The sequence below is a fragment of the Bacillus sp. URHA0034 genome, from assembly GCF_056280405.1.
Map to the genome: position 1 here is coordinate 2,578,046 of NZ_JBWCDK010000002.1, position 14,452 is coordinate 2,592,497.

Below are 14,452 nucleotides of genomic sequence, written 5' to 3' on the forward strand. Positions count from 1 at the left end.
TTGTTTATCAAGGGTTAGAGAATATTAATAAGTTAATCCATGACCAAGTTTATAGATATTACTATCGCTGTCTTTATAGGCATACTCAAGTCCTTCAGGCATATATTTGTCCTTGTCATAACCTGGTACGTCGTTTCTTGACACACAGTTACCATGTTCATCAACTGCAATGACAGCTTCACTAGCTGGCAATGTCAATGGTAAAACTCCTACAGGGCGGCTATTGCCTGCGATTACCTCATATTGTGCCTTATAGTAGGTATCGTAACCAGCGATGAGAACATCGGCCAAAGGTTCAACATTCCCAAGGATCCATGGCAAAATGACATTCACACTCATGATAACTTTTCCGCCACGAACATGAATACTATCGGCCACTTCCTTTAGGTGGTCCATTCCACTTAGAGTGGTTTCTTGATAGGTAGACCCATCCAAAGCTGTTTCCGTTTTATCTTCGCAGATTTCAAGTTCTAACAGTCCCGGTGTTGCATTGAAATAAGCACCTGATTTTGGACTTAAGAACAGAATAGCAAAGTCAGCTTCTTCATGGTTATCTGTCAATGTAAATTGACCCAACTCTTGACATTCTTGTCTTGCTTTTTCTGTATAAGCTGCTGCCCGCTCCGGTTCCTTATGGAACACTTCCACATATAGCTTCTTATTACCAAGCTTATCAGCAGTTAAAGGTAACGTCCGGTTAGAATTTTTAAGAACGGTTACCGATTTTTTATGAGCTTCATAGGCTGCCTCCCAGTTCGCTGGATTTTTTACTACTGAAGTAGCTTTCTCTGGTGAAACATAGGTCCTATCATCAAATAGTCCTAAAGCAAACATCTCGGTAAGAAGTCTAATATTAGCCTCATCAATACGTTTTTCACTAATCCAGCCATTCTCAATTGCCTTTTTAAGGTTCGTAATGTCATTGGTATCAGCAACAAGGTCTGTACCTGCGTTGACAGCCTTAGCAAAACGCTCAGCCTCACTCTTGTCTTCAACACCCCAGCACATTTTGCTTGTGACGCCGCTGTCACTATTTACATAGCCTTTAAATCCGAGTCTTTCTCTAAGGATATGATTAATAAAATAATGATTAAATGTAAAGCCCACTTCTTCGAATGGAATGTCATTCCCTTCAAATTCTTGAACAACACTTTTCTTGATACTTGGAATCGAATAATATGGCATAATTGATGAAGTGCCATGGTCTACAGCTGCTTGGAACGGTGGCAGGTGATATTTTTCTAAGCTGCCTGGAGTTGGGTACAAGTTCCACTTTCCTTCTGCATAATGTGGATCGAATCCATTTTCCCTTGCACCGCCGCCAGGGAAGTGTTTTGTTGTCATGGCAATACTATGTTTTCCGACAGTCTCACCTTGGAATCCATCAATGATCCGGCCGATGGCATCAGAAATAAATTCTGGGTCTTCCCCAAATGTACCATATGTCCGCTGCCATCTAGGATCTGTCGCAGTATCAGCCATATACATATAACCTTTTCTGATTCCTACTGCATCCCACTCATCATGTGCTATTTCAGCAAATTGGCTGATAAGAGAGGCATCACCGCCATTTTTGATTTCCCCTTTAGCTGCTGCTGCAAGACCTAATGTTCCAGGCCAAGTCGAGAAAATTCCGGCTGCATCATTCATCCCAAAAATGAATTCTGTATTTTCGTTTCTTGAATTAGATGCGATTAAACAAGGGATCCCAAGACGTGTTCCCTCACATACTTCATTCATTGTATTGACCCACTCTGCCATTTGAGCTGGACTCCAGTTATCTCTTAGGATGAAGTGGCGCAAATGCATGTTTTCAATCGTATGCGTTGTGCCATAAACCTTTTCCAAAGCAAAAATGGTTTCGCCCTTTTCAACTATCCCTTCATCAAGCACGCCATCATGGCTTGTCTTACTCTTATCTTTTTGAGTAAGTCCCATTTGACGCGTATTAATCAGCATCATACCGACCTTTTCATCGATATTCATAAATGAGACTAGGTTCTCCGCACGTTCTTTCGGACTCAAGCGCCAGTCCTTATATGGTTCTAGTTTCCCACTATTATTCAAATCTTTAAATTTTAATCCATCAACTTCAATGATATTCTTGACTCTGACCTGTAAATTTGGTTGTTTATGGTTAGACTCCACTTTTATGCCTCCTAATCTTGTTCTCCCAATAAGATGCTCTAAATGTATCTTTTTTCTTTAATTTAACTTTATTATTTCATTCGATAGGGTGCTCAATTTTGGTTATATCCATTTATTCAGTAAGCAGTTTATTTAAGGCTATTGCTTTTATAAAAAGCACTGTTAAACTTGGCTGTTGATTTCCGCTCCAAGCGCTCGCTTTGGGCGGAGCGCCTGTGGGGTCTCCAATGCCCATACTCCCGCAGGAGTCGAGCGCCTTCCGCTCCAATCAACAGAGTATAAAAAACAACGATATCGTTTAACTGAGAAATGGATGTTACCGCTTGCAGTTATAGAATAACAATAAAAAGCTTAAAATATATAGCACTTATTGCTAGAATAATTGTAAATGTTGCTGTACGAAGGAGGATTTATGAAGCAGTCCGTTTTTATCCCGGTCATTGGAAAAGATTTTGAGATTTATTACTTCAACAAAAAGTATCATTCCGAAGATCAGCTTAAGAAATATAACGAATCATCGGTGAATTTCTCCCAATTAGCAGAGACATTATTCCGCCTTCACAGCCATGATGTTTATGAGTTTCTTGTATTCCTAGGCGGGGAATGTGAATTTTTCTGTGAAGGAAAGACCTATACCCTGAAAAGAGGGGATGTTGTTGTCATCCCTCCTTATGCTGTTCATGAGGCTAATGTTAAAAATATCGATAAATATGAACGTATTATTATTATGGTTAGTGAGCATTTAATGGCAGACTTCTCAGCTAGTTTACCATCAATGAAAGAGAATATTGTTTATCAAAAGATACAAGGATCCTTTGTGCTACATCTTCATTCAAAAAATTTCCAAGATATCATTTCTTTATTTCATGAAATCATTAATAGAATCAAGAATGATAAGGAGAATTTTTCCTTTACACTGCATTACTTATTGCTTCAGGCTCTACAAGTTATTTTTAATCCTGCAAGCAGTACACTAAACCTTAGCAACAAAGATGAATTGGACCAGAGGTTTGTCTCTATTTTAGAATACATAGATTCACATTTTACAGAGCCGGATTTGAGTTTAGAAAAGGTATCTAATTATTTCAATTTGAATAAATATTATTTTTCTCATTATTTTAAGAAAAACATGAACCTGCCCTTTTACCGTTATGTATCGTTAAAGCGACTATCATATTCTGTCACCATGATTAAACAAAATCAGTTTTCCATCGAGACCATAGCCTTAAAATGTGGTTTTCCTGACTATTCCAGTTTTTACAGACTCTTTAAAAAAGAATACCATCTTTCTCCAAAAAATTTACAAAAAGAATATAAAAACTACCATTAAACTTTTATACAGCATATTAGGCAAAGAACATAAAAAGAGGCTATCCTTAAGGCCAAAACATAAAGAAGCCTCTTTTGCTCTTATTTTTTTCTTATGGTTACTATTATTATTGCTAAAAGCCTGATAGTGCTTGGCATATTCAAATGGGATTGGAAGATTCAAACTAACCGGTTATTTTCGATCTCCTTTTTTATATCTATTATCTTTCTTTTTTTTTGAATTTTTACTTTCGTTGTCTTTACTTTTTTTGTATTCTTTCTTGTCTTTATTTTTTTTTGAATTTTTACTTTCGTTGTCTTTACTTTTTTTGTATTCTTTCTTGTCTTTATTTTTTTTTGAATTTTTACTTTCGTTGTCTTTACTTTTTTTGTATTCTTTCTTGTCTTTATCTTTTTTTGAATTTTCACTTTCGTTGTCTTTATTTTTTTTGTATTCTTTCTTGTCTTTATCTTTTTTTGAATTTTCACTTTCGTTGTCTTTATTTTTTTTGTATTCTTTCTTGTCTTTATCTTTTTCTGATTTTTCCTCTATTTCAGATTTCCCAACTCCATCTTCTGCCTGATCGTTAGATTGTATCCATACTTCAAGGACCTCGTCTGCTACTCTCTTCCACTGGAATTTGGTTTCAACCAGTTTTCTCCCTGTTTCCCCCATTTTCTTCATCAACGTTTTGTCAGATAATATTTCGGCTATTTTTTGGGCAAAATTCTCAGGATCCTCTGGATTTTCCACGATAAGTCCATTCTCTTTAAGAATAATAACCTCCGGATTTCCTCCCCTTGCCGTCGTAACGATTGGAAGGCCTGCTGCCATGGCTTCGTAATGAACCCTTGCCAGTGGTTCTTGCCAAAGAGAAGTACAGACAAACAAATCAGCCGCTGCAAACCAGTTTTGGATTTCAAATGCACTTACAAAACCTGTTGTCACAACAGGTACTGATTGTTTAGCCGCTAATGCTCTTACATAAGCTACATAATCGGTTACCTCATTTTGGCTAAACCAATTACCCCCAACGATGACTAACGCCAAATCTTTAAATTTTTTAGAAAGTGATGGTAAAGCTCTGACTAATCTGTCGACTCCTTTGTTCGCTGAAATTCTTCCTGCAAATAATATGACCGTTTTATTCTCTAGGCCATGTTCTTTGCGAAGGGAACTCCTAATTTTTTTCATTTTAGAATCGCTGCCTGGGAGAAATCGTTCCGTATCAACTCCTGAATAAATGGTTCGGAGCTTTGGCGAAGCTTCTGGATAAAGTTCACGGATGACATTTCCTACATAGTTACTCACGGTAACAATTTTTGATACTTCTTGGATAACCGCATTTGCTTCTGACGGGTCAATTTTATCTAGATTGAACATATCATTATGCATACTTAAAGTAATTTTAGAGTGAGGGGCAACTTCCCGGACGGGTAGTACAAGGCGTGGGCGGTTAAAAATGTGGATCAAATCGAAGTGATTGTTTTCAATATAGCGAACAACCCCGTCTCGATAGAGTTCAAAAACTTTTCCTGGTACACGAACATAATGGATTCCATTGATCGTTTCTGTTTCCGGTAGAGATGAATCATTAATTCCCAAAACAGTAATATCATGGAACTCACTTAAATATGGCAAAATGCCGGAAATATAAGTTTGTATGGCTCCTCCTAATACTGGAGGGACAGGAAGTTTTTCAGTACAAACCATTAATAGTTTCATGCTTTTCCTATTACCTCCAATCGTTTTGAATTGCATTTAATACAGGCCATTTGGATTGTTCCGTCTCGATAAGGGATTTAATTACTTCTGCTGTTGTGAGATTTAGGAATAATTCAGGTTCCAGCACCATGTCTTTCATAAATCTGTAAAATTCATTTGGCAAAGATAAATCAATCATTAAAACTTCATATAGTTCAGGAGATATCGGATTTCCCTTGTGGTAAGCCTTAATCATTTCACGAACCCATGTAACATCCCATTTATTTAATTCTGCCATTTTACCAGTAATCAACTTTCTTAAATCCCGAATTGGAAGGTCAAAGGCGACACCATCCAGGTCGATCACCCACATCCCATTCGGTCCCATTTGTGCATTGGACCAGCCATAATCCTGGTGTGCCAGCCCCCATTCTTCATGTCCCTTTTTAATTAAGTCGAGATATTTAGATTGATTAAGTCTATTTAGACTTGTTCTAACTTCGTCTTCATATTTTTCTATTACATTCAAAATAACCGAACTAGCAGGCATTTCCCGATAGGCTTTGGCCAAATTTCTGAACCAATCCATTTTGTTCATCATTTTTTTATACTTGCTTGGCCATTTGTACAATCTTGAAGCAATTTCTGCCCCATCTGGAGGGACGTAGCCCCTGGTTTGACTGTGAAATTGACCAAGAGTGTAACAAAGCTGCTTTGTTCCTTCCAAATCTTTTGATATCGGGGCCAGTGGTTCAATCCATTCAGCAACAAACCACACTTTTCCGCCAGCTTCAATAAAATCTTGTCCATTTTTTGTTTTGACAATAGCTGGCACTCTTGCACCTTTCACATCAACCAAATATCTTTGAGCCCCAAGGCTGAATAAACTTCGTGTTGGTCTTCGGTGTAACAGCTTTAAACTTTTCGGCCCCTTATTGGTATTAAGTTTCCATATAGCTCCGCCTTGTTCAGGCTTAGTTGCAACTGCCTCCATGCTTTGAACCTGAAAACTATACTCTTTAATAACTTCTTTTGCTAATGTATTTACATATTCAGGTATAAAATTTTTATCAATATCTTCCCTTTCTTCCCATGGAAGAATTACTATTTCCTTCAAAATAACCCTCCTTTGAAGTTCCCCCCAATGGGGAGACAATTTTTTTAAAAAGATTGGCTAGAAACTAACTTGGGACAACAGTTAGAGAACCCTTAAATAGACTTAATTTATGATATGAAATAGTACAAATAAGGAAAGGGCCATAAGCGGATGTATTAAAAAAAACTCCATATTAGGAGAAAAAACCTTTTTAGTATAGGTTTTTAACTGTTTCGAATACTTAATAAATCTCATAAACTACATAATAATAAATATTTATTTAGAAAATTTGGTAAGGAGGTCAAACGATGAATATAGCTGTAATAGGGACAGGCTATGTCGGAACTACTACAAGTGTTGCGCTTGCATTAAGTGGACATAACGTGTTTGCAATTGACCATGATGTGGAAAAAGTTCAAAAACTGAAACAGGGAAACCTTCCCTTTTATGAAGAGGGTATAGAAGAGTTGTTAAAAAACTTCTCTTCAAACGGGAAACTTTCATTCACAACTCAATTAGAAGAGTGTATAGATAAATGTTCCATCCTTTTTATTACAGTGGGTACCCCATCATTATTGAGCGGACAAGCTGATTTGTCCTATGTGGAAGAAGTGGCAAGAAAAATTGGGCGTTTAATGAACGATTACAAGGTAGTCGTTATGAAGAGTACCGTCCCTGTAGGAACCAGTACAAAAATGAAAAAAATAATAATAAACGAACTAACAAAACGAAATTTGAATACATCTTTCGACTTGATTTCAAACCCTGAATTTTTAAGAGAAGGAAAAGCATTATACGATACCTTGCATCCAGATCGAATTGTTATTGGCTGTGAAACAAAGAAAGCACAAAAAATTATGAAGCAATTGTATGAAAATGCAAGCTCAAAAATCCTTTTTACAACCCCAATAGATGCAGAAATGATTAAATACGCGTCTAACGCATTTTTAGCTACTAAAATTTCATTTATAAATGAAATGGCAAGATTTTGTGAAAGAATTGGAGCAAATGTCAACGAGGTGGCAAAAGGAATGGGGATGGATAGCAGGATTGGTCCTCAGTTCTTATATGCAGGAATAGGCTATGGGGGGTCATGTTTTCCGAAGGATATCAGTGCATTACTGGCATTGGCATCCGAAAATAATATTCCCTTAAATATACTTCAAACTGTCTCACTTGTGAATCAAACACAAACAGAATGGTTTCTGGAAAAAGTAAAGAAAGCTTTAGGAAAACTCTCAGGAAAACGTATAGCTATATTAGGATTAACATTTAAACCCCAGACAGACGATATAAGAGAAGCTCCCTCCTTAAGAATAATTGATAATCTCCTTAAAAATAATGCCATTATTACTGCATACGATCCGCAAGGTATTGAACATGTCAAAAAAATTTATCCTTCTATTAGCTATACTTCCAATCCTTTAGAAGCATTAAAAGAAGCTGATGCTGTCCTTATTGTCACGGAATGGAAAGAAATTATCGATATTGATTGGAAAACGGCTATTAATATTGTTTCTGCTCCCCTTGTATTTGATGGCAGAAATGCCCTTAATGCATCTGTCATGAAGCAATTGGGCTACCATTATGTAGGAGTCGGTATGCCTGAATTATAATGTAGAAAGATGAACTATTCATGAAAGTTGCTACTTATAAATTCTTCAGACTTAAACAAGGAAGGGAAATAACTAGTTTTCTCCTGTTTCGAACTGTTTATCCCCGGCAGCATATGGTCAATTCAGAAAAGGAGGAATAACGTGAAAAAATTTACTGGAGGTATATTTGTCACCGGTAGTGCAGGCTTCATAGGTTTCCATCTTTCTAAGCGCTTATTAGATGAAGGCTTCCATGTGCTAGGTATTGACAATATCAATGATTATTATGATACTAACTTAAAATATGACAGACTAAACATTTTGGCGAAGTATCCAAATTTTAATTTTATTAAAGGATCTATCGAAAACCTCGAGCTAATGGAAAGTCTCTTTGACCAATATGATATTAACATTGTCGTTAATCTAGCAGCTCAAGCAGGTGTAAGATACAGTTTGAAAAATCCACACGCATACATCCAATCAAACCTTGTTGGATTTGCAAATATTTTAGATTGCTGTACCAAACATCAAGTCAAACATCTGATTTACGCATCGTCCAGTTCTGTTTACGGGAACAATAAACAAATGCCGTTTTCTGTTACTGATCGTGTGGATAATCCGGTTAGTTTATACGGAGCCACTAAAAAAGCTAATGAGTTATTGGCTTACTCGTACAGCAATTTATATCAACTTCCTACAACCGGGCTGCGTTTTTTTACAGTTTACGGCCCTTGGGGCAGACCAGATATGGCATATTATAAATTTTCGGATGCCATCATAAACCAAGAGCCTATTGAGGTTTATAACTATGGGAATATGAAAAGAGACTTCACCTATATTGATGATATTATAGAGTCCATCTATCGTCTGATAAAAAAAGAACCGCCTGGCAAATCTATATCTTATTATAAAATCTACAACATTGGTAACAATCAACCAGTTCAACTAACGGACTTCATTAAAGTGCTCGAAGAACAACTCGGAAAGAAGGCGGTTATGAACCTATTACCTTTACAGCCCGGAGATGTTCTCGAAACATATGCGGATATAGATGACTTGATAAATGATATTAACTATAAACCTATCACTTCTGTCGAGGAAGGAATTAGAAAGTTTGTCGAGTGGTATAGAAAGTACAACAATATTTCTTAGCTTTTAGAACTTCACCTCCCTGACCATCCTCAAATCATTTTAGCCATTCTCTACTGTTTTTCCAAAAATTTTTATATGATCCTGTACTAAACAAAAAGGACTTTCCTTATGGAATAGTCCTTTTCTGTATATTGAGATTTACAATTTTCAGTTACTCATTAATTTATTACTCCATTGCTTTTAATGCTTTTGTTTTAAATCCGCATTGCTCCATGGCTTCAGCAAGCTCTCTTCTTAATTGTGCTTCATCAAAATCAACTAATTTCTTTCCTTCAACCACTTGCTTTCCAGCGATAAATACATCTCTTACATTGCCAGCATTAGCGGAGTACACTAAAGCCGAATATGGATCGAAAATAGGAAACATATTAATTGAATCTGTTTCAATTAAGATAAAGTCAGCCTGTTTCCCTGCTTCAATTGAACCAATTTGCTTCTCCATTCCTAAAACCTTCGCTCCGCCAATGGTGGCTAACTCTACAATTTCTTGTGCTGGAAAGGCGCTGCGGTCCTGTAAAATGGTTTTATGAAAATTGGCAAACAATCGCATTTGGCTGAATAAATCCAGGGTATTGCCGCTGCTTGGGCCATCTGTACCCAGCCCAACTGTTACACCGGCAGATAATAAATCCCGAATGCGGGCCACACCTTTGGCAGATTTTGTATTCGCACCGATACAATGAGCTACCTTTACATCATATTTCTTCAATAGCTGAATATCTTTATCTGACAGATGAATACAGTGAGCAGCTACAAGCCTTGCACTCAATACACCAATCTCTTCTAAAAATTCAATTGGTGTTTGATTACGTTCTTCGCGATATTTGTTTATTTCAAAATCCATCTCACTTAAATGCATCATCCATGGCACATTGTACTTCTTGGATAAAAGTTCTGCTTGCTTCAGGACTTCGATTGTATTCGAATAGGGCGCATGCGGTGCAATAGATGCTTTAATTCTCTTATTTTCTTGCCATTTAGGCAAAAACCTTTCAGCATATCGTAAGCCGCCCATTGGCTCCTCTACATCTACCGTTACGGAATCTATGACGGTTTCCGCAAAAAGGCCGCGGCTTTTCATTTCCTCCGCCGCTTCGGCCAGTTGCTGCTCAAAATAATACATATCAAAAAACGTCGTCACACCGGCAAGCTGCATTTCCGCAATCGCATATTTCCCACTAGTATAGGCAAGCCTTTCATTCATACATTCATTTTCTAATGGAAATAAGAAGCGGCGCAGCCGGTCGGGGTAGTCATCCCCTAATGAACGAAACGGAATCATCCCAATATGTGTGTGCGTATTGACCATACCAGGCAATAAAATAGCCCCTCTAGCATTGATGACTTTGTCATACGTCATATCCTTTGGCAGTAAATCCATTGCTCCCGCTTCGATAATTTCCTCCCCGTCTACCAGTAAATAGCCATCTTGAAACTGCTCCATCTTCTCATTCATTGTTAAAATCCATGCATTTTTAATGAGTATTCTCAAATTCCTCACCCTCCACCAATGGGATCATGATTTGAGAGCGAACATTCATCATCCCTTTGTCAGTAATTTTGATAATAGGTGATACCGGCAAGGATAAAGTTGAGAAAGACATAATTTCATTGCTGTTACGGTAGCCTAACTTAATCATCGCTTGACGGACTTCTTTCAATTGCGACCCTAGTTCTTGTATCGGTGCATCACTGATAATGCCGCCAACCGGCAAAGGGCATACGGCTTGTACCATCCCAGCTTGGGTGACGACATAACCCCCTTGCATGTCCAATAATCGCTTTTGCGCGGCTAAGATATCTTCGGAACTTGTTCCCATAACCATCAGGTTATGATGATCATGGGCCCAAGTAGTGGCAACAGCTCCTTTTTCATATAACGCTTTATCCACAAATCCGTAGGCGATATTACCTGTTTTCCCATAACGCTCCATTACAACAATCAAGGCTAACCCGCTATTCTCCCAATCCAAAAATCCATCTACCACGCTAACCTCCCGCTTTACATGTTCGGTAAAGGTACCTGTTTCTGAAATTTGAATCACGTTGACGATTGCATTTTTCGATGCTTTGACCTTGAAACGTAAATCCTCTGTTGTTAATTCACGGCAATGTATGGACTGATAAAAATGCTCTGGAAAAGCAGGTTTATCAGTTGGAAACTGGATATCTGTTCCCCGTTTGTGCACCAATTTTCCATCCTTATAAACTGCCACAATATTAAAGCTTTCGATATGATCGATTAATAAAAAGTCTGCTTTAAATCCAGGGGCAACGGCACCCCGATCCTGAAATCCCATTCGTCTGGCAGGTGTATAGGTAGCGCAATAGATAGCCTGTTCTATTGGCATCCCGCAAGAAAAAGCTAATCGCACGTTTGCATCTAAATGTCCTTCCAATAAGTCGTCCGCCATCACATCATCGGTAATGAGGGCCATATATTCATAGAACTGATTTTCAACAATGACTTGGATATTTTCTGGTGTAATTGATTTTTTTTGAAACTCTATAAACATCCCATTAGTGATTTTCTCGTAAATCGATTCCGGCGATTGATGAGTATGATCAGCTGTTAAGCCCGCATATAAAAATTTAGCTAATTCCAATCCTGAAACACGTGGAATATGACCTTCTAAAGGCATGAACGGTCGATCCGTTTGAACTTCGCGTAAAATTTGCCGAATCAATGAATTTGGTTCGTTGACAATCCCATTAAAGTTCATCGCTTCGCCTAAAGCAATGACTTTTGGATGCTTCAAGAGCTGCTTCACTTCTTCCACACCAATAAAGCCCCCTGTCGTTTCTAATTCCGGCGTGGTCGAAGGGACCGAGGATGGAATCGCAAAGAAAGTATCGATAACACTTGGCTGAGAAAAGAACGCCTCCAGTCCTTCCATACCAAACACGTTCGCAATCTCATGTGCATCGGCGACAACCGTTGTTACCCCATGGGTTAACACTGCCTCTGAAAAAATAGATGGAGAAGTCATTGAACTTTCAATATGCATATGAATATCTATTAATCCCGGCACTAGATAACGATTCTTTGCATCTAATACCTCGCTTACCTGATAGTGATCGATTTCTTCAGCGGTAATATAATAAAATTTATCTTTAGTAATAAACACATTTTGCTTTTCAAACCTTTTGGTAAAAGTGTTATAAACCTGTGCATTTACGATTGCTAAATCGACTTTCATCAAATTTCTCCACCCCTCGAGTACATTATAAAGAGAAAAAAGGCCAAGAATAATCCTCAGCCTTCCCCCTTAACACCTTTTATTTATTCAAAATACGATTCCATTGATTAATCCAAGACGCAAGGTTTTTATTTACAAGGTTTGAATCCACCTTATTTGTGCGTTTAGCAACATCACCATAAGTTTTATTTTTAGCTGTTTCCTCGTTGAGTACAACATTTTTATTGGTTGGAGCCTCATTTAAAGAAACTGCCGTTTTTTCTTGAACCTCTTGGCTTAATCTCCAGTTAATATATTTATAAGCAAGGTCTTTATTTTTAGAGTTTTTGTTGATGTTTATTGTATTAAAGTTTGCATATGTTCCGGATGCTGGAACTACATAGGCAACATCTGGGTTGGACTCGGTAATAATCGGAACAGCAAAGTCGCCGACAACAGCAGCCGCTATTTCTCCTGATTGGAACATATTCGCTAAATCGGAAGATTTGCTATATGTTTTTACCACGTTTGGAGCTAAATCAGTGATTCCTTCAAAAGCTGTTTTTCCACTAATCGTTTTTGCTTCCGTATTCTTGTGATTGTTTGCTACATAAAGCATAGCTGGTCCAAATGTGGTCGTAATATCAGGAATGGAGACTTTCCCTTTTAATGAAGGATTCCATAGGTCATCCCATTCCTTAATTTCTTTGCCAGCTGTCTTTTTATTGTAGACAATCCCGATACTATTCAACGTGTATGCCGGGCCAGAACCATCTGCTGATAATTCCTTTGCGCTATCGATTAAGTTTTCCATGTTAGGAACTTTTGATGTGTCAACTTTTTCAAATAAACCTGCTGATACACCATCAGCCGCATTTGATTGGGATAATTCAATAACATCAACAGTAGAGTTTGGATTGCTTTTTAATTTTGTTAAACGCTCAGAGCTTGTACCTGTTTCTAACACAATATTTACATTGTATTTTTTTTCAAAAGGCTTGAAGACATCCTCTTGCATTTTATCTTCTTCCAAACCAAATGTAGAGATGACCAAAGTTTTTGGTTTTTCCTTACTTGCAGTTTTGGCACCGCCGCCTCCGCATGCAGCCAATACACTTGCAGTCACTAAAGTTAGACTTACTAATCCTAATTTCTTTTTCATTTTTCTATCCCCTTTTCTTAGTTGTCTTGTACTTATTTATGGAATTTCCTATTAAACTATAATTAATTTGTGAGCTGGAATAGATAACGTTACCATGTCCCCCACTTGGTAAATCACATCATCTGCTTTATTTGCTAGTAATGTTCCAATCGGGGTTTCAACTTCATATTGGTAGGACTTGCCTAGAAAGGTTCGGACTTTTATCTTTCCGACCACCATATTACTCGTACTGGATTCATTGCTTGCTGTAATCTCAATATCATCCGGACGAATCGTTCCTGTCCGTTTTCCTTGGTCATATTTACCGGTACTTTCGAAAATCGTTCCATCCACCGCTCTATACTTCCAATCTTCAGTCAGTGTTAACTCAAAAAAGTTCTCAAAGCCGATAAAGCGGGCAACAAATTCTGTTTTAGGATTTTTATAAATTTCCTCAGGTGTATCGAATTGCTCAATTACACCTTTATTCATCACGGCAACCCTGTCTGAAATGGAGAAGCATTCTTCTTGATCATGAGTGACAAACACGGATGTAATCCCTAATTGGCTTTGAATCCGTTTAATTTCGATCCTCATCGCCAAGCGCAATTTGGCATCCAGGTTACTCAAATGGTTCATCTAATAATAATAATTTCGGTTCAATGACTAAGGCGCGTGCTAGAGCCACACGCTGACGCTGACCGCCTGAAAGCTGTTTAGGATAGCGGTCCCCAAGCTCCTCTAAGCCAGTAATCGCTAAGATATCTTCTACTCGTTTATCAATAGCGGCCTTTTTTTCCTTACGTAATTTCAAACCAAATGCAACATTTTCTTTAATAGTTAGATGGGGAAACAGTGCATAGCTTTGGAATACCATTCCAAATTCACGTTTATGAACAGGCACCTTTGTTAAATTTTTATTGTCAACAAGGAACTCACCATCATTCGGCTCAATTAGTCCGGCAATGACACGCAAAGTGGTGGTTTTTCCACAGCCTGATGGTCCTAACAAGGAAACCAATTCTCCCTTTTCGATTGATAAATTTAAATCTTTTAAGATATTGGTTTTATTGTCATAACTGACACGAATATCTTTTAATTCAACATAGGACATTGTGCGGTTCTACC

The 14,452-nt window shown here is 37.8% G+C and carries 9 protein-coding genes and 1 pseudogene; 3 read left to right on the forward strand and 7 right to left on the reverse strand.

Annotated elements, in window-relative coordinates; all coding sequences use genetic code 11:
• Positions 1 to 24: 24 nt before the first annotated feature.
• A complete protein-coding gene (locus tag ACZ9EE_RS14385) occupies positions 25 to 2,148 on the reverse strand; it encodes a glycoside hydrolase family 3 protein (protein ID WP_476028068.1) in 2,124 nt (707 codons plus the stop codon).
• A gap of 412 nt (positions 2,149 to 2,560) precedes the next feature.
• On the opposite strand from ACZ9EE_RS14385, the gene ACZ9EE_RS14390 reads away from it, so the two are divergent.
• Positions 2,561 to 3,478 (forward strand): helix-turn-helix domain-containing protein, encoded by a 918-nt coding sequence (locus tag ACZ9EE_RS14390; protein ID WP_476028069.1) that lies wholly within the window; start codon positions 2,561 to 2,563, stop codon positions 3,476 to 3,478.
• Positions 3,479 to 3,649: 171 nt separating this feature from the next.
• Here ACZ9EE_RS14390 and ACZ9EE_RS14395 read toward each other — a convergent pair whose 3' ends face one another.
• Both ACZ9EE_RS14395 and ACZ9EE_RS14400 read right to left on the reverse strand, forming a co-directional pair.
• Positions 3,650 to 5,182 carry a glycosyltransferase family 4 protein gene (locus ACZ9EE_RS14395; protein WP_476028071.1) on the reverse strand — a complete coding sequence of 511 codons (1,533 nt, stop codon included), beginning with the start codon at positions 5,180 to 5,182 and terminating at the stop codon, positions 3,650 to 3,652.
• A gap of 10 nt (positions 5,183 to 5,192) precedes the next feature.
• A complete protein-coding gene (locus ACZ9EE_RS14400) occupies positions 5,193 to 6,278 on the reverse strand; it encodes a CotS family spore coat protein (RefSeq protein WP_476028073.1) in 1,086 nt (361 codons plus the stop codon).
• A 287-nt stretch (positions 6,279 to 6,565) separates the two neighbouring features.
• On the opposite strand from ACZ9EE_RS14400, the gene ACZ9EE_RS14405 reads away from it, so the two are divergent.
• Positions 6,566 to 7,873 carry a UDP-glucose dehydrogenase family protein gene (locus ACZ9EE_RS14405; protein ID WP_476028075.1) on the forward strand — a complete coding sequence of 436 codons (1,308 nt, stop codon included), beginning with the start codon at positions 6,566 to 6,568 and terminating at the stop codon, positions 7,871 to 7,873.
• 141 nt (positions 7,874 to 8,014) lie between these two features.
• Entirely contained in the window at positions 8,015 to 9,004 is a 990-nt protein-coding gene (locus ACZ9EE_RS14410) for an NAD-dependent epimerase (protein ID WP_476028077.1), read from the forward strand.
• 166 nt (positions 9,005 to 9,170) lie between these two features.
• Here the strand turns inward: ACZ9EE_RS14410 and ACZ9EE_RS14415 are convergent, their stop codons facing one another.
• From ACZ9EE_RS14415 to ACZ9EE_RS14430, 4 genes and pseudogenes are all read right to left on the reverse strand, one after another.
• Entirely contained in the window at positions 9,171 to 10,496 is a 1,326-nt protein-coding gene (locus ACZ9EE_RS14415; RefSeq protein WP_476028079.1) for an amidohydrolase, read from the reverse strand.
• Positions 10,480 to 12,204: an adenine deaminase C-terminal domain-containing protein gene (locus ACZ9EE_RS14420; protein ID WP_476028081.1), complete on the reverse strand. Its 1,725-nt coding sequence runs from the start codon at positions 12,202 to 12,204 to the stop codon at positions 10,480 to 10,482. The genes ACZ9EE_RS14415 and ACZ9EE_RS14420 overlap by 17 nt, the downstream gene beginning before the upstream one ends.
• A 79-nt stretch (positions 12,205 to 12,283) precedes the next feature.
• A complete protein-coding gene (locus tag ACZ9EE_RS14425) occupies positions 12,284 to 13,345 on the reverse strand; it encodes an ABC transporter substrate-binding protein (protein ID WP_476028083.1) in 1,062 nt (353 codons plus the stop codon).
• Between the two features lie 51 nt (positions 13,346 to 13,396).
• Positions 13,397 to 14,438 (reverse strand): annotated as a pseudogene (locus ACZ9EE_RS14430) (ABC transporter ATP-binding protein).
• Positions 14,439 to 14,452: the final 14 nt, after the last annotated feature.